This window comes from Nocardia sp. NPDC058480, assembly GCF_042720495.1.
GTDB lineage: Bacteria > Actinomycetota > Actinomycetes > Mycobacteriales > Mycobacteriaceae > Nocardia.
This window is the reverse complement of sequence record NZ_JBHXMN010000018.1, coordinates 1-23,839: the sequence shown is the minus strand read 5'-3', so window position 1 is coordinate 23,839 and position 23,839 is coordinate 1. Positions and strand designations below refer to the sequence as shown.

General features: G+C 67.5%; 23 protein-coding genes. 11 read left to right on the top strand and 12 right to left on the bottom strand.

From position 1 onward, the window contains the following. The first annotated feature begins 12 nt into the window (after positions 1-12). Genes ACFWO8_RS28855 through ACFWO8_RS28840 form a run of 4 tightly spaced genes read left to right on the top strand, consistent with a single transcriptional unit; the run spans position 13 to position 4,291 of the window. The gene (locus tag ACFWO8_RS28855) at positions 13-1,272 is read left to right on the top strand and encodes a cytochrome P450 (protein WP_378968618.1); all 1,260 of its coding nucleotides are present in this window, start codon (positions 13-15) and stop codon (positions 1,270-1,272) included. After that, positions 1,272-2,516, top strand: coding sequence for a glycosyltransferase family 4 protein (locus ACFWO8_RS28850; RefSeq protein ID WP_378968599.1), 1,245 nt, complete (start codon positions 1,272-1,274; stop codon positions 2,514-2,516). Before ACFWO8_RS28855 ends, ACFWO8_RS28850 begins: the two co-directional genes overlap by 1 nt. Positions 2,517-2,547: 31 nt before the next feature. After that, positions 2,548-3,279, top strand: a complete 732-nt coding sequence (locus ACFWO8_RS28845) for a class I SAM-dependent methyltransferase (protein WP_378968582.1) — start codon at positions 2,548-2,550, stop codon at positions 3,277-3,279. Then, complete coding sequence (locus ACFWO8_RS28840; protein ID WP_378968573.1) at positions 3,269-4,291, top strand: prenyltransferase; 1,023 nt, start codon at positions 3,269-3,271, stop codon at positions 4,289-4,291. Before ACFWO8_RS28845 ends, ACFWO8_RS28840 begins: the two co-directional genes overlap by 11 nt. A gap of 97 nt (positions 4,292-4,388) precedes the next feature. On the opposite strand, the gene ACFWO8_RS28835 is transcribed toward ACFWO8_RS28840, so the two are convergent. Continuing rightward, a complete protein-coding gene (locus ACFWO8_RS28835; RefSeq protein WP_378968566.1) occupies positions 4,389-5,045 on the bottom strand; it encodes a class I SAM-dependent methyltransferase in 657 nt (218 codons plus the stop codon). An 88-nt stretch (positions 5,046-5,133) separates the two neighbouring features. Here ACFWO8_RS28835 and ACFWO8_RS28830 point away from each other — a divergent pair, with 88 nt between their 5' ends. Beyond that, complete coding sequence (locus tag ACFWO8_RS28830) at positions 5,134-5,280, top strand: DUF1059 domain-containing protein (RefSeq protein WP_378968549.1); 147 nt, start codon at positions 5,134-5,136, stop codon at positions 5,278-5,280. Positions 5,281-5,285: 5 nt separating this feature from the next. On the opposite strand, the gene ACFWO8_RS28825 is transcribed toward ACFWO8_RS28830, so the two are convergent. Genes ACFWO8_RS28825 through ACFWO8_RS28785 form a run of 9 tightly spaced genes read right to left on the bottom strand, consistent with a single transcriptional unit; the run spans position 5,286 to position 13,796 of the window. Continuing rightward, positions 5,286-5,861: a hypothetical protein gene (locus ACFWO8_RS28825; protein WP_378968540.1), complete on the bottom strand. Its 576-nt coding sequence runs from the start codon at positions 5,859-5,861 to the stop codon at positions 5,286-5,288. Between the two features lie 17 nt (positions 5,862-5,878). Beyond that, a complete protein-coding gene (locus tag ACFWO8_RS28820; protein ID WP_378968534.1) occupies positions 5,879-6,835 on the bottom strand; it encodes an MlaD family protein in 957 nt (318 codons plus the stop codon). Continuing rightward, a complete protein-coding gene (locus ACFWO8_RS28815; RefSeq protein WP_378968524.1) occupies positions 6,832-7,896 on the bottom strand; it encodes an MlaD family protein in 1,065 nt (354 codons plus the stop codon). Before ACFWO8_RS28815 ends, ACFWO8_RS28820 begins: the two co-directional genes overlap by 4 nt. Further along, entirely contained in the window at positions 7,893-8,996 is a 1,104-nt protein-coding gene (locus tag ACFWO8_RS28810; protein ID WP_378968516.1) for an MlaD family protein, read from the bottom strand. The genes ACFWO8_RS28815 and ACFWO8_RS28810 overlap by 4 nt, the downstream gene beginning before the upstream one ends. Next, on the bottom strand, positions 8,996-10,000 hold the full coding sequence (locus tag ACFWO8_RS28805) for an MlaD family protein (protein ID WP_378968510.1): 1,005 nt from the start codon (positions 9,998-10,000) through the stop codon (positions 8,996-8,998). The genes ACFWO8_RS28810 and ACFWO8_RS28805 overlap by 1 nt, the downstream gene beginning before the upstream one ends. Continuing rightward, positions 9,988-10,986: an MlaD family protein gene (locus tag ACFWO8_RS28800; RefSeq protein WP_378968500.1), complete on the bottom strand. Its 999-nt coding sequence runs from the start codon at positions 10,984-10,986 to the stop codon at positions 9,988-9,990. The genes ACFWO8_RS28805 and ACFWO8_RS28800 overlap by 13 nt, the downstream gene beginning before the upstream one ends. Next, positions 10,986-12,029: an MlaD family protein gene (locus ACFWO8_RS28795; protein WP_378968495.1), complete on the bottom strand. Its 1,044-nt coding sequence runs from the start codon at positions 12,027-12,029 to the stop codon at positions 10,986-10,988. The genes ACFWO8_RS28800 and ACFWO8_RS28795 overlap by 1 nt, the downstream gene beginning before the upstream one ends. Positions 12,030-12,033: 4 nt before the next feature. Then, positions 12,034-12,897, bottom strand: a complete 864-nt coding sequence (locus ACFWO8_RS28790) for an ABC transporter permease (RefSeq protein ID WP_378968481.1) — start codon at positions 12,895-12,897, stop codon at positions 12,034-12,036. After that, the gene (locus ACFWO8_RS28785) at positions 12,897-13,796 is read right to left on the bottom strand and encodes an MlaE family ABC transporter permease (RefSeq protein WP_378968469.1); all 900 of its coding nucleotides are present in this window, start codon (positions 13,794-13,796) and stop codon (positions 12,897-12,899) included. The genes ACFWO8_RS28790 and ACFWO8_RS28785 overlap by 1 nt, the downstream gene beginning before the upstream one ends. 231 nt (positions 13,797-14,027) lie before the next feature. Between ACFWO8_RS28785 and ACFWO8_RS28780 the strand changes: the two genes are divergently transcribed. Genes ACFWO8_RS28780 through ACFWO8_RS28755 form a run of 6 tightly spaced genes read left to right on the top strand, consistent with a single transcriptional unit; the run spans position 14,028 to position 19,684 of the window. Beyond that, positions 14,028-15,233, top strand: a complete 1,206-nt coding sequence (locus ACFWO8_RS28780; RefSeq protein ID WP_378968449.1) for a cytochrome P450 — start codon at positions 14,028-14,030, stop codon at positions 15,231-15,233. After that, positions 15,233-16,027, top strand: coding sequence for an SDR family oxidoreductase (locus tag ACFWO8_RS28775; protein WP_378968443.1), 795 nt, complete (start codon positions 15,233-15,235; stop codon positions 16,025-16,027). Before ACFWO8_RS28780 ends, ACFWO8_RS28775 begins: the two co-directional genes overlap by 1 nt. After that, positions 16,027-16,254, top strand: a complete 228-nt coding sequence (locus ACFWO8_RS28770; protein WP_378968434.1) for a ferredoxin — start codon at positions 16,027-16,029, stop codon at positions 16,252-16,254. Before ACFWO8_RS28775 ends, ACFWO8_RS28770 begins: the two co-directional genes overlap by 1 nt. Further along, positions 16,254-16,805, top strand: a complete 552-nt coding sequence (locus ACFWO8_RS28765) for a nuclear transport factor 2 family protein (RefSeq protein WP_378968415.1) — start codon at positions 16,254-16,256, stop codon at positions 16,803-16,805. Before ACFWO8_RS28770 ends, ACFWO8_RS28765 begins: the two co-directional genes overlap by 1 nt. Before the next feature lie 5 nt (positions 16,806-16,810). Beyond that, the gene (locus tag ACFWO8_RS28760) at positions 16,811-18,049 is read left to right on the top strand and encodes a hypothetical protein (protein ID WP_378968400.1); all 1,239 of its coding nucleotides are present in this window, start codon (positions 16,811-16,813) and stop codon (positions 18,047-18,049) included. Between the two features lie 24 nt (positions 18,050-18,073). Beyond that, complete coding sequence (locus tag ACFWO8_RS28755; protein WP_378968390.1) at positions 18,074-19,684, top strand: acyl-CoA synthetase; 1,611 nt, start codon at positions 18,074-18,076, stop codon at positions 19,682-19,684. Between the two features lie 21 nt (positions 19,685-19,705). Here ACFWO8_RS28755 and ligA read toward each other — a convergent pair whose 3' ends face one another. Together ligA and ACFWO8_RS28745 are read right to left on the bottom strand one after the other, a co-directional pair. Then, on the bottom strand, positions 19,706-21,697 hold the full coding sequence (gene ligA, locus ACFWO8_RS28750) for an NAD-dependent DNA ligase LigA (protein ID WP_378968382.1): 1,992 nt from the start codon (positions 21,695-21,697) through the stop codon (positions 19,706-19,708). Between the two features lie 175 nt (positions 21,698-21,872). Then, positions 21,873-23,537 (bottom strand): bifunctional 3'-5' exonuclease/DNA polymerase, encoded by a 1,665-nt coding sequence (locus tag ACFWO8_RS28745; protein WP_378968362.1) that lies wholly within the window; start codon positions 23,535-23,537, stop codon positions 21,873-21,875. Positions 23,538-23,839: the final 302 nt, after the last annotated feature.

Below are 23,839 nucleotides of genomic sequence, written 5' to 3'. Positions count from 1 at the left end.
GCGGAGGTCACTGTGACAGCGTCGTCGCTCCCCAGCGGATTCGATTTCACCGATCCGGCACTGTGGGAATCCCGTAACCCCGTCCAGGAATTCGCCCAGTTGCGCCGGACCGCCCCGGTCTGGTGGAACGCCCAGACCGACGCGCAGTCGGGTGGCTTCCGCGATGGCGGCTACTGGGTGATCTCCACACATGCTGACATCAAGGAGATCTCGCGCAATCCTGAGCTGTTCTCTTCCCAGCAGAAGGGTTCGGTCATCCGCCTACCCGGCGAGGTGACACCCGAGCAGATCGAACTCACCGGCGCCCTGTTGTTGAACATGGATCCGCCCAAGCACACCAAGATCCGGCGGATCATCTCCAAAGGGTTCACGCCGCGCGCAGTCGAGGGGTTGCGCGCGGCGTTGGCCGAACGGGCCACCGCGATCGTGCACGCGGCACGGGCGGCGGGCGGCGGCGATTTCGTCGAGCAGGTGGCGAGCGAACTTCCGCTGCAAGCCATTGCCGAACTCGTCGGCGTCCCCCAGCAGGACCGCCGCAAGCTGTTCGACTGGTCGAACCAGATGCTCAACTACGACGACCCGGAATACGGCGACGCCACCACTACGGACGCCTCGTCGACCGCGGCGATGGAGATCCTCGGCTACGCCTGGAACATGGCCGAACAGCGGCGTACTGAACCGGCCGACGACATCGTCAGCACGCTGGTGCACGCCGATCTCGACGGGGAGGCGCTGGGCTCCGACGAGTTCGGGTTCTTCGTGATCCTGCTCGCGGTGGCGGGCAACGAGACCACCCGCAATGCGATCACCCACGGAATGAAGGCGTTCATCGACAATCCGGAACAGTGGGAGCTCTTCAAACAGCAGCGCCCCCGCACCGCGACCGACGAGATCGTGCGCTGGGCGACCCCCGTGACGGTGTTCCAGCGCACCGCGACCGCCGACACGGAGCTCGGCGGACAACGCATCCGTGCGGGTGAGCGCCTCGGATTGTTCTACAGCTCGGCCAATTTCGATGAGGATGCCTTCGAACGCCCGTTCAGCTTCGACATCCTGCGCGACCCCAATCCGCACCTGGCCTTCGGCGGCACCGGCACGCACTTCTGTGTCGGGGCCAACCTGGCCCGGCTCGAAATCGATCTGATCTTCAACGCCATCGCCGATGTGCTGCCCGACCTGTCCGAGGTGTCGCAGCCACAGCGGCTACGGTCGGGGTGGATCAACGGGATCAAACACTGGCAGGTCAGCTACGAGTCAGGAGCACGGGACTGATGCGGATCGCGCTGTTGTCCTACCGGAGCAAGCCGCACTGTGGCGGGCAGGGTGTATATGTCCGGTATCTGAGTCAGGGGCTCGTCGAGCTCGGCCACGAGGTCGAGGTGTTCTCGGGCCAGCCCTATCCCGAGGATCTCGATCCGCGGGTGCGGCTCACCGAGGTGCCGAGTCTGGACCTCTACCGCGACGAAGATCCCTTTCGCACACCACATCCGCGCGAGATCCGCGATCGCGTCGACTTGCTCGAGCTCGCCACCATGTGGACGGCCGGGTTCCCCGAACCGCGCACGTTCAGCCTGCGCGCGGCCAAGCTGTTGGCTTCGCGCGCAGGGGATTTCGATGTGGTGCACGACAATCAGTGCCTCGGCTACGGCCTGCTCGACATCGCCGAGCAGCTGCCGCTGGTGGCGACGGTCCACCATCCGATCACGCGCGACCGCGCGGTCGATCTGGCCGCGACGCCGTGGCGGCGCAAGCTGTTCGTGCGGCGCTGGTACGGCTTTCTCGGCATGCAACAGCAAGTCGCACAGCGGATTCCGGACCTCATCACGGTGTCGTCCGCTTCGGCCGCGGATATCGCGGCGGACTTCGGTGTGACGCCGGGACAGTTGCGTACCGTTCCCCTCGGCGTGGACACCGAATTGTTCCGGCCGCGCGAGACACCGCGGGTGCGTGGGCGGATCGTCGCGGTCGCCAGCGCCGACAAACCGCTCAAGGGCATCGCGCACCTACTGAAAGCGGTTGCGCGGCTGCGGCATACCTGCGATGTCGAGCTCCGGCTCGTCGCGAAGCTGGAGCCGAACGGCCCCACCGAGAAGCTGATCGCCGAACTCGGCATCGCCGATATCGTCACCCCGGTCAGCGGAGTGAGCGACGAGGAGTTGGCCGAACTGCTGGCCTCGGCCGAGATCGCCTGCATTCCCTCGATGTACGAAGGGTTTTCGCTGCCCGCCGTCGAGGCGATGGCCAGCGGGACACCGCTGGTCGCCAGCCGGGCAGGCGCGCTGCCCGAGGTCGTCGGCGAGTGCGCCGAGCTGGTCGAGCCGGGCGACGTGGACGCGCTGACCCGGGTGCTCGGCGAACTGCTCGACGACCCCGGCCGACGCGAGAGCATGGGCGCGGCGGGCCGTGTTCGCGTTCTCGAGCTGTTCAGCTGGTCGGCCGTCGCCGCGCAGACGGTCGCGATCTATGACCAGGCGATCGCCCGCCGCTGCTCCACCCCGCCGGGCACCGCCCGATGACGACCCCTTCCGATCCTTGCCAGGAGGCCCCATGTTGACCGTCGATTTCGACCGCTTGGGCGTCGGCCCCGGGTCACGGGTGATCGACATCGGCTGCGGCGCGGGCAGACACGCCTTCGAGGCCTACCGCCGCGGAGCCGACGTCGTCGCCTTCGACCAGAACGCCGCCGACCTGGCCGACGTCGACGTCATGTTCGAGGCCTTGGCGGCGGCGGGCGAGGCGCCGGAATACGCCAAGGCCGAGACCGTGCGCGGCGACGCGCTCGATCTGCCCTACGGCAACGACGAGTTCGACGTGGTCATCGCCTCGGAGATTCTCGAACACGTCCCGCAGGACACACAGGCGATCGCCGAACTGGCGCGGGTGGTCAAACCCGGTGGCGCGCTGGCGGTCACGGTGCCGCGCTGGCTACCCGAACGTATCTGCTGGGCGCTCTCGGACGAGTACCACGCCAACGAGGGCGGCCACGTCCGCATCTATCGCGCCGACGAGCTGCGCGACAAGATCACCGCGCGCGGTCTGCGCTACCACCACCAGGACTTCGCCCACGCACTGCACGCACCCTTCTGGTGGCTGAAATGCGCTGTCGGCGTGCGCAATGACAAGCACCCGCTGGTGAGTGCCTATCACCGCATGCTGGTGTGGGACATGATGTCGGCGCCCGCGGTGACGCGCACGGCCGAACGCGTGTTGAACCCGTTGGTCGGCAAGTCCGTCGCGCTCTACTTCACGAAGCCGGCGGTGCGCGGCGATGCCCGTTGAGCTACCGGCTGTTCCCGGGGTCGTCTCCGCGCGTGACATTCGGCTGACCGCCGAATCCATCGCCGCCGCACAGGAACCCGACGGCGCGATCCCGTGGTTCACCGGCGGGCACACCGATCCGTGGGACCACATCGAGTCCGCGATGGCACTGACCGTGGCAGGCCTGTGGGACGAGGCCCGCGAGGCCTACATCTGGTCGGCGAAGTCGCAGCGCGACGACGGCTCGTGGCCGATGCAGTTGCGCCGGGGCGTAATCGAGAACCACGACGCGGACACCAACTTCTGCGCCTACCTGGCCACCGGTGTCCTGCACGCCCTTTCGATCACCGGCGATACCGGCTTCGCCGCCGAGCTGTGGCCGACGGTCCGCGCGGGCATCGACTTCGTCCTCGGCCTCCAACTGGGTGTCAACGGCGAGATCCACTGGTCGGCAAACGAATCCGGGTCCTCCGGGGAAGCGCTGCTGACCGGCTGTTCCAGCATCTTCCACAGCCTCGGCTGCGCGGTGACGCTCGCCGAGCGGGTGGGCGATCCACGCCCGGACTGGGCGGCGGCCCGCGACCGGCTCGGCAACGCGCTGCGCCACCATCCGGAAGCCTTCCTGGACAAGAGCCGCTACTCCATGGACTGGTACTACCCCGTCCTCGGCGGTGCGGTGCGCGGCGCGGCGGCCACGGAGCTGATAGCTCGGCGCTGGGACGAATTCGTGGTCGCCGACCTCGGTATCCGCTGCGTCTCCGACGCACCGTGGGTCACCGGCGCCGAGACCTGTGAACTGGTGCTCGCGCTGGACGCCATCGGCGACACCGCGGCCGCCACCACGCTGTTCGGCAATATGCAGCATCTGCGCGAACTCGACGGTTCCTATTGGACCGGACTGGTTTTCACCGATGGCAAGCGCTGGCCGGAAGAACGCACCACCTGGACCGCGGCGGCCGTCGTGCTCGCCGCCGACGCCCTCACCCGCACCACCGCGGGCAATGGCATCTTCCGCGACGCGCTCCCCCGCTGAGTCGCCTCAGCCGCAGACAGCGGTGCTCCGCACCCGGACGCGATGGTGTGGCTCACCCGCACGCGGCGGTGGGCCCACCCGCACGCGGCGGCGGGGCTCAGCCGCACGCGGCGGTGCGCTGCAGGATGCGCAGCGAACCGGTGACCGAGAGCTCGGTGAACTTGCCGCTGTCGAGTGCGCGGCGGTAGATGTTGAACGGTGCGCGGCCACCATCGGCGGGGTCGGGGAAGACATCGTGGATGGCGAGCAGCCCGCCACCTGCCACCCAGTGCACCCAGTTGTCGTAGTCGCGCTGGGCGGCTTCCTCGGTGTGGCCGCCATCGATGAACAGCATGCGCAGCGGGACCCGCCAGATGTGTGCGGCGGCGGTGGAAGAGCCGATGATCGCGGTCACCGTGTCGGTGAGGCCCGCGCGAATCATGGTGCGCCGGAACGTGGTCACGGTGTCGAAGACAGCGGTCTCCGGGTCGACCAGCGTGGTGTCGTGGTACTCCCAGCCCGGCTGGTGTTCCTCGGAGCCACGGTGGTGGTCGACGGTGAAAACAGCAGCGCCGGTTTCGCGGGCGGCGGCGCCCAGATAGACCGTCGACTTGCCGCAGTAGGTGCCGATCTCCATGATGGTTCCGTCGCCCGCGTACGCGCGAGCGGCAGCGTAGAGTGCGTGTCCCTCGTCCGGCGGCATGAATCCGATGGTCTGTTCGGCGAGTGCGAACAGGTCGCTGGTACCGGCGGAGATTTCGTCTACAGCTCCCATGCGGGCCACGCTAACATACGAACTGGAATACAATCCGGACTACTGTCCGGAAACCTGCTCGGATAGTCGGAACCAAAGGAGATCACCGATGAAGACTCGACTGAACTGCCCCTGCGGCGTCAGCATTCGGGGCACCGACGAAGACGACCTGATCAAGCAGACCCAGGCGCACCTGGCCGAGAACCACCCCGGACACGACTACACCCCCGACGAGATCCTCTTCATCGCCTACTGAGTCGGCTACTTGGTCGGCAGCGCGTTCTGCAGGCCACCCACCTCGGTGATCTGCCAGTCGGCATTGCGATCGACGGTGAGCGAATAGGTGACGGTGGTCCGGGTGCCCTCTGGCGTCTGGGCGCTGGTGGAGACCACGTCGAGGTAGGCGTTGACCTTGTAGATGCCACCGCTTTCCGAGGTCACGGTCGCCGAGAGCGGCGTCGCCTTCGACGTCCACTGCAGTGGGAGCAGGATCTGCTCCAATTGCGGTGCGGTGGCGTCGAATTTCGCGGCGAGTTGCGGGGTAGTGCCGGTCCGCAACCGGGTGAACCACGCCTGCACGTCGCGGTAGTCGATAGTGGACGCGCCGACCCCGTAGTCCGACGCGATCTGTTCGACGTGCCGGGCGTCGGCGTCGCGTGCGTCCCGGTCGGCGATCGTCGCCTCGGCCGAGAAGTACAGCGCCGCGAAGGTGACGACCGCGGCGACGAGGACGCCGATCGTGGCGGTGGCCAGCACGGTCGACAGTCGGAGGGACACGGTGCGCGGCGACTGTTCGCCTGCCTCGGTGGTGGTGGCTTCTTCGGTCGCTGTACTCATGGGCTGTCCTTTGTCCGCTATTTGACGCCGATCCGGAAGTGCACTGTGCCGTCGGCGTCCACGCTCTGTAGGGCTTGGTCGATCAGGGTGCTGATGTCGATGGCGGGTGTCCGGTTCACCGCATCGGTGACGACCGGACCGAGAATCTGTCCCAGCGGGGCGATGCTCGGCCCGATCTCGTCGATCAGGGTGGTCAGGTCGGCCAGGAACGGCACGAGGCCGTCACCGGTGAAGTAGGCGGGCACCGGACGGGCCTCGACGAGCTCGGATCCCGACTCGACGATCGCGTTCAGCGTCACGCCGAACTCGCCGAACAGCGGGCCCGCCGTACCGAGTGATGGCCCGAGCCAGGCCATGTCGCCGCCGAGAGCTTGCATGTCGGCGAACAGTTGCCGAACGGCTTCGGTGCGGCTGAGCAAGGTGGCCGCGAGCAGGGTCGACGACCGCTGCAGGGTCTGCATCGCCGTGTCCGTTCCGGCCAGCGCGCGGTCGAAGGTATCGACCAGGTTCGCGATCGCCTCGGGATGGATCTGGTCGAGCAACTCGACCAGTCGGGCCGACAGTGCCGTGATGGTCATCGGCAGGTGGATCCGGTCCGCCGCGACGACCTGGCCGTCCTCGAGATACGGGCCGGCACCGGATTCCGGCGCGAAGGCGATGTAGGGCTCGCCGAGGGCCGACAGCTGCTCGATCCGGACATCGCTGGACACCGGGATTCGGTAGCGGCTGTCGATCCGCAGCCGAACGAGCACCCCGCCCGCCTGCTTGCGCACCGACTCGGTGCGGCCGACCTGGACACCGGCGAGCAGGACAGGCGAATTCGGGGCGAGTCCGCCCGAGTTGTCGAGGCGCATGTCGGCGGTGATGTAGCTCAATCGCGGGTCCAGCCGCAGCACGCCGAGCGACATGTACCCGACACCGAAGACCAGGACCGCCGCGATCGCGGAAAGCGATACTGCCGCACGGAGATTCATCGCACGAGTCCGATCATTCGCAGGGTGTCGACGATGCGGGCGGTGTGCTCGTCCTGCGTGATACCAGGGTTCGATGGCCCGAGGGTGACGTCGACCAGGTCGACCTTCGGGCCGTGGGTGGCGAACGGGACGAGATCGGTATTGATCAGGTCGATGAGCGCCTTCATGTTCGACGGTGAATCGGCGTCGAGCGGGCGGCTGCCCAGCAGCATGGGGACCAGGGCGCGCGTGGTGTCGTCCAGGGAGGACAGCAGCGGGCCGAGCCACTGCGCGCTCGGCGCGACCGGGCCGAGCGCAGTGAGCACGAAGATGACCCGGATCTGCGCGTTCACCGCATCGGTGGTGTGTTGGACGCCGTAGGGCGTGAGCAGTACGTCGAGAATCGGCAGGTTCTGCTGCATGCCCTCTTCGACCGTGGCCTCCAACCCGTCGAGCAGGGCGTCGACCGAATGCAGGTGGTCGCCGAGGTCGGTGATGTCGGCGCCGAGAATGTCCGCGAGGCGGGCGGTGTCGCGCGGATCGTCGGGGAACACACCGTTCATCGTGCGGACGATGCTCTGGAAATCGGTCACCGCGCCACTGCCGATGAAGGTGGACAGACCGGCCAGGATGTCCTCGATCGGGGGCGACTGGGTGGTGTCCGCGAGCGGGATGGTCGCGCCCGGTGTCAGCTCGCCCGCCGTCGCTTCCACCGGTTCGCTCAGCGCGATGTGGACGTCGCCGAGCGGGGTCTCCTGGCGAAGTTCGGCGGTGGTGCCGACCGAGAGCCGGACCGACTGCCCGATGGCGACATCGGCGACGGCATAGCCGGGTTCGGCCGCCCGGTCCGGTGTGGCGGCGACAGGATCGACGAGGGTGACGCCGGTGAGCATGCCGACCCGGACGCCCGCCGCGATCACTTTGGCGCCCTGCGGGAGATTGAGCACATCGGCGAACTCGATGCGCAGCTGATACGTGGGACCGTCGACGCCCGATCCCGGTACCGGTAGGTCAGCGGGCTGGAAACCGCAGCCGGTGGCGGCGAGCAGCACCGTGAACAGCAGCAGCGCGGCGCGTCTCATCGTGCGCTCACCGCCCCGAGCAGGACGGGCAGGGCAGGAATCGTCATCGCACCGCTTTCGGCCGTCTGGCAGAGCTGCCCGGTGATGATCTGCACGGCCGCACAGACCTGGGCCGTGTCGTGCTGGGCGAGTACGAGTTTCGGTGGTGCGTAGCCGATGTTCAGCGCTCCGCTGACCGGGTCGACGGCACCGGCGAAGCCGCTAGCGACGGCCGGCGCCATGGCGATGATGTCGGCGAGCGAGCCGACGCCCGCCGCGATCATGCGCGAAAGATCCGGTACGGAATCCAACGCTCGCAGCGCGGGCGACCCGAACATCACGATCACGTCGTTGAGCTGGGGCAGCAGGTCGGCGAGCGCGGCGACGAGCTCGATAACCGGCGGGAACGCGATGGTGACGATGTCGTTGAACGTCTGCGGCAGCCCGCTCACCGTGGTCTCCACCTGGGACCAGCCGCCGCGGGCCCGGTGCGCGAGTTCGGTGAGCGCGTCGAGCAGTTGCCCGATGTGGCCGATCGCGGCGTCGGGTGCGGCCAGTGCCCGGCTCAGCGCGGCGATGATGTCGTTGATCTGATCGCCTGTCCCCGCCGTCGCGCGATCGAGCGCATCGACTCCGGCCCCGATAGCGGTGCGCTGCACGGCATCTCGCGCACCGTTGAGCTGGTCGGCGAGCCCGGCCAGGGCGTCGAAGGTCTGCGTCAGGCTCTTGGGGGTCAGCGTCTTGGTGATGCACTCGCTCGAATTCCAGCCTGGCCCAGCGGGTTCGGCGCCGATCAGGGCCAGCCGCCGGTCGGCGATCAAGGTGTCGCTGACGGTCACCGCCCCGACGTCGGTCGGCAGCTTGCGGTCGGCCCGGATGGCGAATTCGACGCGCGCCACCGCACCGGCGATGCTGATCTCGGTGACCCGCCCGACCTGCACCCCCATCACCGTGACCGCGCTGCCCTCGTAAAGTCCGATGCTGTCCGGCATTTCGGCGCAGTAGCTACGCATCGGCGGATTCGGCGAGCTCAGCCGCAGGCCGATCGCACCGGCGAGGACGAGCGTCACGACGACCACGGCCGACATCAGCCCGCGCGATCCCAGGATCTTCTGCAGCATCAACAGCCCCCTCCCGGCAGTGGCACGCACACGGCGGGCAGCTGGATCGTCGCGCCGGACTGGTCGACACTCACCCCACCGCCCGCCGGCATCAACGGCAGCAACCGTTGCCCGAGTGCCCGCACGGAATCGAGCAGGGTGCCCAGACGCCCGCCGAGCTCCTCCAGCGCGGGGATGGCATCGGCGAGCGGCTGGGCGCGCTGCCTGATCGACGCGTCCCACGCCCGACCGAGCGGAGTCAGGTCTTGCAGGATTACCGCGAGGTCACGCAGGGATTCGGCGACCTGCACCTTGTTGGTCTGGATGATCTGTTCGAGCGTGCCGAGGGTGATGAGTAGATCCGCCAGCACATCGGCGTTCGCGTTGAGTGCGGTCAGGTATTCGTCGGCGATGGACAGGGCGCGGGAGATGTCGGCGTTCTGCTCGTCCAGGATCGCGACCACGTCGCCGGCCGCGCGCACCGTCGACCGCACGGCATCCGGGCTCTTGTCGATCGCGGTGGACAGTGCGGCGAGGTCTTGCCGGAAGACATTCCCGTCGATCCGGCGCACCGGCTCCACCGCGTCCTGGAACGCCTTGGTCAGGTTGTAGGGCACGATGACTCGCTCCACGGGGATCACCGCGGCGCCGAGCGGTTTCGTCCCGGCGGGCAGGACAGCCACGTAGTAGCCACCGACGAAGGTCAGCATCCGGATGTCGAGGGTGGTCTGATCACCGAGGAACGCGTCCTCGGTGACGGTGAATTCCATCCTGACCCGATCGGGCAGCAGGGTCAGCGAGGTCACCTTCCCGACGGGTATCCCCGCCAGCCGCACGTCGTCGCCCGTGCGAACCGAGCCCGCCTGGGTCATCTCGGCGGAATACGTACGCTCCGCGGTTGTTCCGGTGACATAGACCGCGCCGATCGCGACCAGCAACAGGACAGCCGCACACATTCCCGCTATCCCCCACCGCAATTCGCCTGCCCGCGGATCGGCGGCGCGTCCGCGCCCTATCGGTGACACAGCACGATCCCCTGTCCGGCGATGAGCACTTGCAGAGGTTGGGGCGCCGTGGCATCCCCGTGCGAGCAAGTGAGGTCGGGTCCGGTGGGTGGAATCGCCTGTGTCATCGCCTGAATGAGACCGGGCAGGCTCTCGAACGCGGCCACCGCGTCGTACGGGTCGGGGAATGCCCTTCGCAGCGCTACCTCGAGGTCTCCGCCGGGTTCGCCGGTGGCCCCGATGACGGTGAGCATGCTCCGAAGTGGTTGCAGTACACCGGGAATCCCGTTCGAGAAGTCGACGAGTCCGGGCAGTTTCTCGGTGATGGTGATGAACAGGTTGGTCAGATTGGTGAGCAGGGTCATCGCGTTGCCCGACTTTCCGCCGAGATGATCGGCCACCTGGGCGAGGTTGCCCGCCAGGGTCGCCAGCACCGCCTGCCGATCGGAGGCGTAGCGGCTGAGCTTGTCGATCGCGCCCAGCGCCTGCCCGAGACCCGTTCCGTCCCCCTGGATCACCGCGAGAATGCTGGTCGCGAATTGATTGAGATCATCGGGCGAGAGTTCGGCCAGCACCGGCTGCAAGCCTTTGAACAGTCGGGTGATGTCGAAGTCGGGCACCGTTTCCGCGGTGCCGAAGACCGATTTCGGATCACGTCGGCCCGCAGGCTGTTCGGGCTGCTCGATGTCCAGATACCGGAAACCGGTGAGGTTCTGGTATCGAATGGCGATGACACTGTTGGTGAACAGCGCCCGATCCCGGCTGACGGTGAAAGTCACGCGGGCGAGTGCGCCGTCGAGTTCGACCGCACGCACCTTGCCGACCTGAACGCCGTAGAGGCGCACGTCGTCGCCATCACGCAGGCCGTTCGCGTCGGTGAACAGCGCTGTGTAGGTGTCTGTTTCGCCGTCGACGGGTCGCTCGATCACGCGCAGGACGCCCACCAGGATCACACCCATCAGCAGGACCGCAGTGGCGACGCGCAGCAGCAGGGAACGTGTCGTCATCAGCGGACGCCCCCGAGTATCGACGACAGGGGTGCCGCCAGGCCGGGCACCACATCCAGTTCGACCCCGGCGGTGAGCACCGGACCGTTGGGTGTGTCACGGAAGGCGGTGTCGAGGCGAGCGAGCAGTTCGCTCAGCTGCTGCGCCGAGCGTTCCGGGGTGCTGACCGACGCGGAAAGGCGGTCGAGGACAAGGCTGATCATGGGCAGGATTCCACCGAAATACTGTTGGGATGTGCCGAGCAGTTGGGTGACCGTCGGCAGCAGTTGGTACTGGATGCCGTCGAACATCTGGCCGAAGCGCTGGAGCTGGTCGGGCACCGCCAGGTACTTGTTCGCGTACTCCGCGTGCAGCAGCGTCAGCCCGCCGGTGAGCATCGGCGGCAACCCGGTCAGCGCCGAACCGAACTGTTCGAACAGCATCGACGGCGGCAGCACTCTGGTCTCGGCATAGGAGCGGGCGGTCGTGCCGATCGCCTGCATCAGTGGGGTGAAGGCCGTGAGGTCGCGCGAGATCGTACTGAGCAGTTCGACGAGTTTCGGTGTCAGCACCTCGTCGGTGAGCTGTCCCGTCGATTTCAGCAGGGCCGAGAGTGTGGCGTCGTGGACTCGATCGGCTTCGCGATCGGTCAGGTCGACGGTCGAACCGTCGACCAGTTCGGCGCCGCCCGCCGTCGAGTGCAGCTCGATGGCGCTGATGCCGAAGAGGTTTCCCGGCGCGTAGTCGACGGTCAGCGCGTTCGTCAGGCCGAACAGCTGAGACCCGCTCAGCGTCAGCTCGATTCGCTGCTTGCTCCGGCCCGCGAAGTCGATCGCGGCGACCGAGCCGACGCGCACGCCGTCGAGCCGGACGTCGGTCCCCTCCCCGACGCCCTCGCCGACCTCGCCGACCAGCAGCGCGACCTGGATCTGGTCGGCGGGCTCACTGTCGGGCACCACTCGCCAGACGAGCACGCCGAGCAGCGTGAGCACGACAGCGATGGTGCCGAGTACGCGGGCGCGCAGTGGCCCGACTTCGGTTCCCGGCAGGGCATAAGCAGGCATGGCATCACCCGGTGAACGTGACGGGAGATTGGAATCCCCACAGCAGAATGGTGGCGACCATGTCGAGCGCGATGATCGCCACCAGGCTCGCCCGAATGGCGCGCCCGGAACCGATGCCGACGCCCTCGGGACCGCCCGTGGCGAAATAGCCCTGATAGCAATGGATCAGCACGACAGCGACCGCGAACACCATCACCTTGACGGTCGCGGCGAAGACATCCCAGCCGACGACGAACTGATCGAAGTAGTGGTTGTAGGTTCCGGTCGGTGTCCCGTGGATGGTCGTGACGATGAAGGCACAGGAGAAATAGCTCAGGATCAACGCGACCACGAATGCCGGTGCGACGGCGAAGATCCCGGCGATCACCCGGGTCGTCACGACGAACGGCACCGACCGGATGCCGAGCGACTCGAGTGCGTCGATCTCCTCGGAGATGCGCATGGAGCCGATCTCCGCGGTCATCCGGCACCCGGCTTGCGCCGCGAATCCGATCCCGGCCGCGATGGGCGCGAGTTCGCGGGTCACGCCGAAGGCCGAGATGAGACCGCTGAGTTGCCCCAGCGACAACAGGTCGAGCGCGCTGAACGCCTCGATGCCGATGGACGCGCCCATCGCGGCACCGAGCAACAGCATCAGCGGCACCACGCCGCCGCCGATGATCACCGAACCGCGACCCCAGGTCATGTCCGTCACCATCGTGATCGTCTGACGGCGGTAGCGCACGAGCGTGTAGGGCACCGACGACAGCACCTGCCAGCAGAAGCCGAGCACGAACCCGATCGACTCGATCGGGCCGAACGGACGAATGCCACGGCGGCGTAGCCAGCCCACCCACCGCAGCGCGGCGGGATAGTAGGGAGCGCTCATCAGGCCATCCTCACCGGGAAGAACATGGTGACGACCTGGGTGATCACGGTGTTCAGGACGACGGCCGCGGCGATCGACATCACCACGGCCGCATTGACCCCGTCGGCGACACCGCGCGGTCCGCCCTTGGCCTCCAACCCGCGTTGACAGGCGATGACGACGACCAGGAAACCGAAGATCAGCGCCTTGACCAGCGAGACCCACACGTCGATCGAGGTGGTGAAGGCGCCGAAGGACTGCCAGTAGCTGCCCGGGGTGACGTTCAACGCCGCCACCGCGACCACGAAGCCCGAACCGACCCCGATGAAGATGATCAGGACATTGAGCAGCGGCGCGACCAGCATCATGGCCGCGATGCGCGGCACGACCAGGCGTTGCACCGGGTCGATGCCCATCACCCGCAGTGCGTCGACCTCTTCGCGGACGGTCCTCGCACCCAGGTCGGCCGCGATGGCGGCGGCGCCCGCTCCGCCGAGCAGCATCGCGGTGGCCATCGGCGCACCCTGTTTGATGACGCCGAGTCCGCCTGCCGCACCGATCATCGAATCGGCGCCGAGTTCGGACACGATATTGCCGACTTGCGCGGAAACGATGACACCGAACGGAATGGCCATCAAAATGCTCGGCACCGCGGTGACTCTGATCAGAAACCAGGCTTGCGTGAGGGTTTCGTGCACCTGGAATCGCCCTCGAATGGCGTCGATCGTACCGATGTAGATCGCCGCGGCACCGATACGCAATGCGCGGCCCAAAGTTGCCACACTCGAAAGGACCGTGTCGGAGAAGTTCCGACGAACTATCTGTCCAGCGCTGACCTGTTCCCCCTCCGGCGATGCCGGGTTACCAGCGCCCGTCACACCACCGTCAGCCGGTGCAACTCCGCCGTCTCCCCGTGCCATGTCGGCGACCGTACCATATGATTTGGACCACATTCTAGACACTGGTCCATTTCTCTGACCGATCCAAAACCCGGCCCTCACCGGCCGGAAGACCTTCGCGGGACGCCGAAACCGTTGTGCTGAACTGGTGTCGGTGGTACCGTCCAGACACATGTCCAGCTACGTGTCTCCTTCGGGGTTATCGGCCCCCGCCACCGAAGGGGACGACCTATCGAAACCGGGGTATTCGCGATGACCAGCGCCACTGTGGAACCCGTGACTTTCGACCCGTACGACTACGGATTCCATGAAGACCCATACCCGACTTACCACCGATTGCGCACCGAGGCGCCGCTTTACCACAATCCGGAGCTCGATTTCTGGGCGCTTTCCCGGCATTCCGATGTGGTCGCGGCATTTCGGGACAGCAATCGGCTATCGAGCGCGAATGGTGTCTCCCTCGATCCGGCGGCCTGGGGTCCGCACGCACATCGGGTGATGTCATTCCTGGCGATGGACGATCCGCGGCATATGCGCATGCGCAGACTCGTTTTCAAGGGTTTCACACCGAAACGTGTCGCCGAGATGGAAGTCCGGATCCGGGAGATCACCCTGGAGCATCTCGAGCCGGCGCTCGCGCGCGGCAGCTTCGACTGGATCGACGAGGTCGCGGGCAAGCTGCCGATGGACGTCATCTCCGAACTGATGGGCGTGCCCGAGCCCGATCGCGCCGAGATCCGCCGCTTGGCCGACCTGGTGGTGCACCGCGAAGAGGGCGTGCTCGACGTACCTGTCGACGCGATCGACGCCTCGATCCGACTGTTCGGCTACTACGCCGACATGGTCGCCCAGCGCCGCGCCGCGCCCGCCGACGATCTCACCTCGGCGCTGCTCGATGCCGAGATCGATGACGACACCCTCACCGACGAGGAGATCATCGGCTTCATGTTCCTGATGGTTGTCGCCGGAAACGAGACCACCACAAAGCTTTTGGGCAACGCGCTGTACTGGGCCGGCGCCAACCCCGCGGAGTACGCCAAGGTCGTCGCCGAGCCGGAGCTGGTCAGCGACTGGGTGGAGGAGACCCTGCGCTACGACACCTCCAGCCAGATCGTGGCCCGCACCGCGGCGGTCGACCTCGACTATCACGGCGGCACCATCCCGGCGGGCGCGAAGGTGCTGTTGCTGATCGGCTCGGCCAACCGCGATCCGGCGGCCTTCGACGACGGTGACAGCTACGTCATCGATCGCAGTAGCAGCTCGGCGCTCGCCAGTTTCGGTGCGGGCGTGCACTTCTGCCTCGGCGCGCACCTGGCCCGGCTGGAGGCCACCATCGTGCTCGGCGAATTCGCCTCGCGGGTCGCGACTTTCGAGGTGGCCGCCGACGGCATCGCCCGGGTGCACTCCACGAACGTCCGTGGCTTCGCCAAACTCCCCATCACAGTAGAGGTCAGCTAGTGCCCCGATTCGAACCCCATCCCGACCGCAGGCCCGTGCTGGTGGCAGGTGCCTCCTCCGGCATCGGCGCCGCGACCGCCGTCGCCCTGGCCCAGCTCGGCCATCCGGTGACGCTGGGCGCGCGCCGGGTCGAGCTGTGCGAGGAGCTCGCCGCCAAGATCCGCGCCGGCGGCGGCGAGGCCTACGCCCACCGGCTCGACGTCACCGATGCCGCCTCCGTCGACGAGTTCGTGACGGCCGCCGAGCGCACGCTCGGCCCGACCGAGATTCTCGTCTCCGGTGCGGGCGACATCGAATTCTCGCTGGTCGGCGAGATGGACCCGGAGCGATTCCTGTTCCAGGTGCAGGTCCACCTCGTCGGCGCGCAACGCCTCATCCACCGGGTACTACCGGGGATGACAGCGCGGCGACGCGGCGATCTCGTCGTGATCAGCTCCGACTGCGCCGACAACCCACGGCCGCGCTCGGGCGCCTACAGTGCCGCGAAGAACGGCCTCGAAGCGATGGTCGGCCAGTTGCGCATGGAGCTGGAAGGCAGCGGCATTCGCGCCTCACTGGTCCGGCCGGGCCCGACACTGACCGGGATGGGGATGGACACGACCCCCGAGATCGTCGGACCGGTGCTGCAGGACTGGAAGGACTGGGGCATGGCCCGCCACCCCTACATGTTGCGTCCCGAACACCTCGCCGATGCGGTCGCGACGGTGGTCTCCGTCCCTCGCGGCGCCCACATGGTGCTGGTCGAGGTGCAGCCCGAGGCGCCGCTGCGGCCGGTGCCGGACGGGGGCGCGTGATGAGAATCGTGGTCGATCTGGACCTGTGTCAGGGACACGGAGTCTGCCAGGACGAGGCGCCCGCCGTCTTCACCGTGCCCAAACGCGGCCTGGTCGAGATCGTGAACGCCACCCCGGGCGATGCGGAACGCAAGGCCGTCGAGGCCGCGATCCGCTACTGCCCCACCCAAGCTCTGTCGATCGCCGCCGGTGGCGAATCCGACTCCTCTGCGAAAGGCACAGTCTGATGGCAAGTTTCGAGCGGTCCGAACTCGACGAGATGGTTCGGCGCTGGGTCGTGGAGAACCAGCGGTGCGAGGAGAAGGGCGACTGGAAGCCCCTCGCCGAGATGTACACGGTGGATGCGACCTACGGCTGGAACTACGGCCCCAAGCAGGAGTTCATGTCGGTCGGCCGCGAGGAGATCCGCGACTACGCTCTCGGTCAGGAGATGCTCGGCCTCGAAGGCTGGACCTATCCGTATCAGGAGTTCGTCATCGACGAGCGCAGCGGCACCGTGATCGGCTTCTGGAAGCAGATCAACGAGGGCAAGCGCGCCGACGGCCGCCACTACTCTCCCGAGGGCATCGGCGGCAGCTGGTTCCGCTACGGCGGTAACTTCCAATGGTCCTGGCAGCGCGACTTCTTCGACTTCGGCAATGTCTCGGCGATGTTCCTCGACATGATCACCGACAACGCGTTGTCGCCGGGTATGCACAAGCGCATCGAGCGCTCGGTATCGCGTGATCCACTGCCCGGCTGGTTCCGCGTCGGCGAATCACCCGCCTCCCTGTGGTGACACCGATGAGCGGCTTCACCATGCTGTCCAGGGACCAGCTGGCCGCGCTGGTCCCCGAGTTGCTGCTGTGTGGTCACCTCATCGACCGGTCCGGGATGGCGCACACCATCGCCGCTTTCGGTCGCGAGGGAATGACAGCGGTGGCGATCGAGGAGTGGCAGCTGGCCAGCCCGATCTACACCCGCCGCATGCAGCGAGCACTCGGGTTCGCCGGGGACAGCGTCGAGACCATCTTCAAAGGGCTGCAACTCGATATCGGCGCGCCACCGCAGTTCATGGACTTCCGGTTCCGGGTCGACGACCACGATCACGGTGAGTTCTGGCTCGATCACTGCGGTGCGCTGGCCGATGTCGAGCCGATGGGCGAGGAGTTCGTGGTGGCGATGTGCCACGACATCGAGGACCCGACCTTCGACGCGACGGCCCTCGCCACCAACCCGCACGCCCAGGTCCGACCGGTGCACCGTCCGCCGCGCCGGCCCGCCGACCGGACCCCGGTGTGCGCGTGGACGGTCGTCATCGATCCCGCGCACGTCCCGCCCGCCGTGCCACGCAACGCGGCGCTCGTCGCGAATTCCGTTGCCGCGGGGCTGGAATTGGCGGAGATCGATTCGCGTGCGGAAGGTCTGGCCGACTACACCGGGCCGCTGCTGAGCGATCTGCGGTTCGCCGATTTCTCGCACGCGGCATTGCGGCGGATGGCCGATGAGATCTGCCTGCAGCAGCATCTACTGACCCTCGGGTTCATGGTCGCCATCAGGGAACGCACCGATGCGGCGACCGCCCTCGGGATCGGGCGCAAACAGTTCGCCGGGATCGCCGGACTGACCTCCGAGCGCATCCGCAAATGCCTGGCCCTCGATGACGACCCGCACGCGCTCGCCACGGTCCTTCGCCTACATCCGGCGCTGAACCCGGCAAGCTACACCGATATCGATATCTCGATGCTGCCATCCGGTGTGCGCCTGCGTTTTCCGCACGCCAGTGGGGCTCGAACCGACGGGGCCTGGTCTTCGATGCTGTCTCCCGAAGATCTGCGGCCCCTCGATGCCCTTGTCCGCGGGGTCAACCCGCGCTTCGTCGCCCGTGTCGCCGGGACGGACCAGCACGGCTGGACCGTCGACATCGACCTGGCCGAGCAACCGTTCCGAGAAGCTTCCGAGGTCGCGGTGACCCGATTCAGCACCGGTGCGGGTTTCGCCTTCACCGACCGCGGAAAACCCCTGCCACTCACCGTCGTGTGAGAGATCGTCAAGAGATGGACTGAGATGGCCAACAACTTCGCCGACCTGTTCGAACATTCCGTCGACGCCATGCCCGATCGGATCGCCCTCATTCAGCGCGATCGTCGAGTGACCTTCCGGGAGCTCGATATTCGTGCCAACCGGCTCGCCGACCAGTTGGCCGAGTCGGGCGTCGGTCACGGCACGCACGTGGGCTTCCAGATGCACAACAGCATCGAAACCATGGAGACGTTGATCGCCTGCTTCAAGCTGGCCGCCGTCCCGATCAATATCAACTACCGGTACGGCCCGACCGAGCTGGCCTACGTCTACGGCAACGCCGACCTCGAAGTGCTGGTGTACCACGCCTGTTACGGCGACACCGTCCGCGCGGCCCTCGAGCTCACGCCGACTGTGCGTCAGTCGATCTGCGTCGACGACGACCGCGATATCGGGGTGCCCGGTGCGGGCTCGCTCCTCTACGAGCAGCTCATCGAGGCGGGAAAACCGTTCCGCCCCAAGGTAACCCGCACCGCGGACGACCTGTTCATGATGTACACCGGTGGGACAACCGGCATGCCGAAGGGCGTCATGTGGCGGCAGGAGGACATGTGGCGCGTGCTCGGCGGCGGCGTCGACTTCTACAGCGGCGAACCGGTGCGCGACGAATATCAGCAGTCCGCGAACGGTGTGCAGGCGGTGCCGAGCATCTGGTTCGTGCTCCCGCCGCTGATCCACGCCGCGGCGATGATGCCGACGTTCAACGCGCTCTGGTCGGGCAATTCCGTGCTGTTCGAGCCGCGCTTCGATCCGGCGCAGGTGTGGCAGTCGGTTGCCACGCATCATCCGCACGTCATGGTCATCACCGGTGACGCGATGGCACGCCCGCTCATCGATGCCTTCGACGAGGAACCGGTGGACGCCTCGTCGCTGCTGGTCATCGCTTCGGGGGCCGCGCTGCTGTCCCAACCGGTGAAGAACGCGCTGCTGGAGAAGTTTCCGACGACGATGGTGTCGGACTCGATCGGGTCGTCCGAAACCGGTTTCGGCGGTATCGGTTTCGCGCAGAAGGACGACGATCCGGCGCGCGGGCCACGGGTGCAGACCGGGCGCGGCGCGGTGGTGGTCGGCGAAGACGGACGGCCCGTCGACCCCGGCGAGGAGGGCTGGCTGGCCAAGACCGGCGCGGTACCGATCGGCTATTACAACGATCCCGACCGCACCGCCCGGCTGTTCAAGACGGTCGACGGAGCCCGCATCGTGGTCACCGACGACCGGGCCCGCGCCGAGCCCGACGGCTCCATCACCCTGATCGGGCGCGGCAACATGGTGATCAACACCGGTGGGGAGAAGGTATTCCCCGAGGAGGTCGAGTCGGTGGTGAAATCCCACGAGGCGATCTACGACGCGGTCGTCATCGGCGTCGACCACGAACGGTGGGGCCAGCAGGTCGCCGCGATCATCTCGATCGCCCCCGACCGCACCCTGGACTTCGATGCCGTCCGCACCCACCTGCGCCCCCATCTCGCCGGTTACAAAGTGCCCAAACAGATCTGGATCGCCGAGACCATCTCCCGGTCACCCAGCGGCAAACCCGACTACCGCTGGGCCAAGGACTACGTCGCAGGCCGCTCCCCCGACCATCGGACTGATTGAGAGAGGCGTATCGCGCCGATGTCAGATGACCTTGGCGTCGATCAGCAGCTTCCAGATCTCGCCCTGGTCGACGACCTCGACGCCGAGCTTGCCCGCCTTGGCCAGCTTGCTGTCACCGACTCCCGCGCCGGTGATGAGCATGTCGGTGTTCGCCGAGACGGAGGAGGCCGCCGTCGCCCCCGCCTGCTCACACAGGCGCTGGAACGTCGGGCGGGCCACCTTCTCGCCGGAGCGTGGGTCGCTGATCGCGCCGGTGATCACGACCGTTTTTCCCTCGAGGGGCGCACCTGCCGCGATGACGGGCGGCAGGTCTTCCTCACGCACGTCCAGACTGACGCCGAGCTCGCGGAGGCGGTCCAGTTCAGGACGCAGTCGTGTCAGGTGTGCGACCAAGGAGGCGGCGACCTTCGGTCCGATGTCTTCCACCGCGACGAGTCGTTCCTCACCCGCGTCGGCGACTTCTTCCAGGGAGCCGAATCCCGCGCGGGCCAGCCGAGCGGCGGTGCCGTCGGAGGCCATCGGGATGGCAAGGCCGATCAGGGCGCGGCGTAGGCCGACCTGGCGGCTGGCGTCGATCGAATCGATCATGCGCGCGGCGGAAATCTCGCCGACGCGGTCGAATTCGAGCAGTCGCTCCTTGGTAAGGGTGTAGAAGTCCGACGGGCTTTCGAGAATGCCTGCCTCGGCGAGGCGTTCGATCCACACGCCCCCGATGGCGTCGATGTCGGCGGCCGCGCGCGAGGCCCAGTGGATCAGCCTGCGCACGGTCTGCGCCGGACAGGAAACGTTGGTGCAGAACAGTTCTCGACTGTTGCCCTGCTCGGTGACCGGCTGCCCGCACGAGGGGCAGACGGTGGGTGACACGATGTCGATTTCCTCGCCGGTGCGCTTGGCGGCATCGAGCACGCCTGCCACGAACGGGATCACATCACCCGCGCGGCGCACCAGCACCGTGTCACCGATTTTGATGTCGCGGGCGCGGATCACCTCTTGGTTCGCCAGGGTCGCCTTCGTGACCGTGGTGCCGCCGACGAACACCGGCTCCAGCCACGCGACGGGGACGATCTTGCCCGTCTTGCCGACGTCCCAGATCACCTCGCGCAGCAGTGTGGTCTTCTCCTCGGCGGCGAACTTGAACGCCAGCGCACCCCGCGGGGAGTTGGACCGGGTTCCGGCCGCCGCGTAGGCATCACGGTCGGCCAGCCGTAGGACGGCACCGTCGATGTCGTAGTCCAGATCGTTGCGGCCCTGCTCGATCTCGGTGATCGCCGCCTGCGCCTGCGCGGCATCGGCACACAACCGCATCTGCGCGCCCGCGACTCCGAGCGCACGCAGCCCTTCCCCCAGGTCGTGCGCGGCATCGTCGGCGGGAGTATCCAAGTCGAAGCCGAAGAACTGTAGGCGCCGCTCGGACACAGTGGCCGGGTCCTTCGCCCGCAGGGTGCCCGCCGCGGCGTTGCGCGGATTGATCAGCGGCTTGTCCGGGTGCGCGGCGTTGTAGGCGAGGAAGGTCGATCGCAACATCACCGCCTCGCCACGCACCTCGACGCGGCCGGGAATGTCGATCCGCTCGGGAACCCCGTCGACGAGGGCACGGACCAGCGGGGTCACATCGTCACCGGTGGTGCCGTCACCGCGTGTCACAGCACGCGCCAGTCTTCCGTTCTCGAAGACGAGTGCCAGCGACAAGCCGTCGAGCTTGGGCATCACGACTACCGACTGACCGGGGAAACGACCGAAGAACGCCTCGACCTGCTCCGGCTTGGTCGCCTTCTCCAGCGACAGCATCGGCCGCGAATGCCGTACCGGGGCGTGTAGCACCGCGGGCGCACCGACCTGATCGAGCGGATTCGGGTCCGGCGCGAGGTCGGGATGCGCGGTGATCAGCGCGCGCAGCTCGTCTTCGATCGCGTCGAATTCCGCGTCCGCGACCAGCGGCTCTCCCTGGTAGTAGGCGTCGCGCAGCGCGACCATCCGGGCGGCGAGTTCTTGGATGCGTTCCCCTGTTTCCACAGACAAGACGCTACCGACACCCACCGACAACTAGCGCATCTGGCACGCTCCGCGGCCGACCGAAACGCTCATGCGGACGCGGCCGCTCGCCGACGCACTGTGACCAGGACATTTCACATGCGAAACGCTCCCGCCTAGGTGGTCTACGCGCGCGGGGCCGCCGAGGGTGGCTGTCCTACTTGGCGTCGCCGTAGCACCCGACCACCGCGGTGGTGAACGGGAACCGGACCGGGGTCTGACCGAAGGCGATCCGGCCCGCGGTGTCGGCGGCGGTGGCGATCGCCGCGGCCACCGCTGGGGCTTCCTCGGTCGGGCAGTGCACGATCACTTCGTCGTGCTGGAAGAAGACCAGTTCCGCGCGCAGGTCGCGGATCGCGTGCCGGATGCCGGCCAGCACCAACAGGGCCCAGTCGGCGGCGCTGCCCTGCACCACGAAGTTCCGGGTGAAGCGGCCGCGGGCACGGGCGGCGGAATTGGCGCCGAACTCGGTGCGCGTGTCCTGGGGCGCGTCCGTGTCGTCGAGCGCGACCGACAACGGCGTGCAGGTGCGCCCCAACCAGGTGCGCACGAGGCGGCCTTCCTCGCCGGCGTGCGCCGCGTCGTCGACGTAGGCCACGGCAGCCGGATAGCGCCGACGCAGGCCGGCGAGGTGGGTGAGGGCGTCGCCGGAGGTCTGGCCGTAGATGGCGCCGAGCAGCGCGATCTTGGCCTGATCGCGATCGCCGCCGAATCCGCGGGCGGCCAGGTCCGCGTAGAGGTCTTCGCCACGACCTGCCACGTCCATCAGTCCCGGGTCACGCGAGATCGCCGCGAGGACCCTCGGCTCCATCTGGTCGGCGTCGGCGACCACCAGCGACCATCCGGGGTCGGCCCGGATCGCTTGCCGGATGATCTTCGGAATCTGTAGTGCGCCACCACCGTTGGTGGTCCAGCGCCCAGACACTGTGCCGCCCGGTAGGTATTCGGGACGGAAGCGGCCGCCGTGCACCCACTGTTCGAGCCAGGACCAACCATGCGCCGTGTAGAGGCGGTACAGCGATTTGTAGGCCAGCAGCGGGGCGACGGCGGGGTGGTCGATCTGCTGGAGCTCCCATTTCCTGGTGGAGGACAGCAGGATTCCGGCGCGGCCGAAGGCTTTGACGATGTCGGCGGGCAGGTCGGGCCGGACCCGCACCCCTGTTCCGAACGCCCGCGACACCTGCTCGGCCAACTCCGCCATCCGCCGCGGTTCCGATCCACCCGGAAAGCGCTCGCCCAGCATCGAATCCAAGAGTTCGCGGTGCACATCGGCGCGCCACGGGATGCCGAGCTGGCCCATCTCGACCGCGACGAGCATGCCTGCCGATTCGGCGGCGAGCAGCAGTCGCATGCGCTCGGGATGCTCGGTCCGAGCAGTGCGGGCGACCTGCCCGGCATAGACCGCGAGCAAGGCGGTGAACTCGTCGATCCCTGGCGGCAGCGGCACCGGGGCCGACTCGAACAGCGACGGCTGCGTCTCGGCGGCCCGCACCGGAGCATCCGGCGGGACGGCCAGGTTGTGTAGCCGTGCCCAGCCCGCCGCCAGCGAGCGCGCCTGCCCCGACTGCCCTTCCTCGTACCCGATCAGCAGAGACTCCGCCGCCTGCACGTCGTAGCAACGTTCGACCCACACACCCGCCGCCGACAACGCACGGTAGATCTCGGCCGTGGATCGCCATACCCACCGCTCGACCTCGGGGCGGGCGCGCACCGCCTCGACGAGCGAGGGCTCGTCGAGCACCGGTCCCGCCGGATGCCCGTCCTGATCGAGCGGACACAACCGAGCGCCGCCCTCGCCCGTCTCCGCTATCGCCCATCGCACCTGCCAGAGTCTGGCACCGGGGTACGACAATCACCGGCACGCGCACGCCGACGACCAGCACGGACCGCGCCGAACGTACGAAATGCTGATCGCGGGCCTGCTCCGGGTCCCCACGCCCACGAACAGACCAGTCGCGGGAGCTACCGGGTGTGGGCCAGTGTGCCGCGCTTCAGGGCGGTGGTGAAGGCCCACACGGGGCCCGTCAGGGCCGAGCGTGCCCTGAACGCGATGGTCTTGCATGGCTTTCGGGACCAGGTGCTTCCCGGTGGCTGGTTTGTTGTCGTACCCCGGTGCCACACTGT

Excerpts from the sequence above, each read along its gene's own strand:
- ACFWO8_RS28835 (WP_378968566.1), bottom strand. The coding sequence starts at position 5,045 with ATGGGAGCTGTAGACGAAATCTCCGCCGGTACCAGCGACCTGTTCGCA.
- ACFWO8_RS28845 (WP_378968582.1), top strand. The coding sequence starts at position 2,548 with ATGTTGACCGTCGATTTCGACCGCTTGGGCGTCGGCCCCGGGTCACGG.
- ACFWO8_RS28825 (WP_378968540.1), bottom strand. The coding sequence starts at position 5,861 with ATGAGTACAGCGACCGAAGAAGCCACCACCACCGAGGCAGGCGAACAG.
- ACFWO8_RS28830 (WP_378968549.1), top strand. The coding sequence starts at position 5,134 with ATGAAGACTCGACTGAACTGCCCCTGCGGCGTCAGCATTCGGGGCACC.
- ACFWO8_RS28765 (WP_378968415.1), top strand. The coding sequence starts at position 16,254 with ATGGCAAGTTTCGAGCGGTCCGAACTCGACGAGATGGTTCGGCGCTGG.
- ACFWO8_RS28785 (WP_378968469.1), bottom strand. The coding sequence starts at position 13,796 with ATGGCACGGGGAGACGGCGGAGTTGCACCGGCTGACGGTGGTGTGACG.
- ACFWO8_RS28840 (WP_378968573.1), top strand. The coding sequence starts at position 3,269 with ATGCCCGTTGAGCTACCGGCTGTTCCCGGGGTCGTCTCCGCGCGTGAC.
- ACFWO8_RS28820 (WP_378968534.1), bottom strand. The coding sequence starts at position 6,835 with ATGAATCTCCGTGCGGCAGTATCGCTTTCCGCGATCGCGGCGGTCCTG.
- ACFWO8_RS28755 (WP_378968390.1), top strand. The coding sequence starts at position 18,074 with ATGGCCAACAACTTCGCCGACCTGTTCGAACATTCCGTCGACGCCATG.
- ACFWO8_RS28810 (WP_378968516.1), bottom strand. The coding sequence starts at position 8,996 with ATGCTGCAGAAGATCCTGGGATCGCGCGGGCTGATGTCGGCCGTGGTC.
- ACFWO8_RS28850 (WP_378968599.1), top strand. The coding sequence starts at position 1,272 with ATGCGGATCGCGCTGTTGTCCTACCGGAGCAAGCCGCACTGTGGCGGG.
- ACFWO8_RS28800 (WP_378968500.1), bottom strand. The coding sequence starts at position 10,986 with ATGACGACACGTTCCCTGCTGCTGCGCGTCGCCACTGCGGTCCTGCTG.
- ACFWO8_RS28760 (WP_378968400.1), top strand. The coding sequence starts at position 16,811 with ATGAGCGGCTTCACCATGCTGTCCAGGGACCAGCTGGCCGCGCTGGTC.
- ACFWO8_RS28770 (WP_378968434.1), top strand. The coding sequence starts at position 16,027 with ATGAGAATCGTGGTCGATCTGGACCTGTGTCAGGGACACGGAGTCTGC.
- ACFWO8_RS28815 (WP_378968524.1), bottom strand. The coding sequence starts at position 7,896 with ATGAGACGCGCCGCGCTGCTGCTGTTCACGGTGCTGCTCGCCGCCACC.
- ACFWO8_RS28790 (WP_378968481.1), bottom strand. The coding sequence starts at position 12,897 with ATGAGCGCTCCCTACTATCCCGCCGCGCTGCGGTGGGTGGGCTGGCTA.
- ACFWO8_RS28780 (WP_378968449.1), top strand. The coding sequence starts at position 14,028 with ATGACCAGCGCCACTGTGGAACCCGTGACTTTCGACCCGTACGACTAC.
- ACFWO8_RS28795 (WP_378968495.1), bottom strand. The coding sequence starts at position 12,029 with ATGCCTGCTTATGCCCTGCCGGGAACCGAAGTCGGGCCACTGCGCGCC.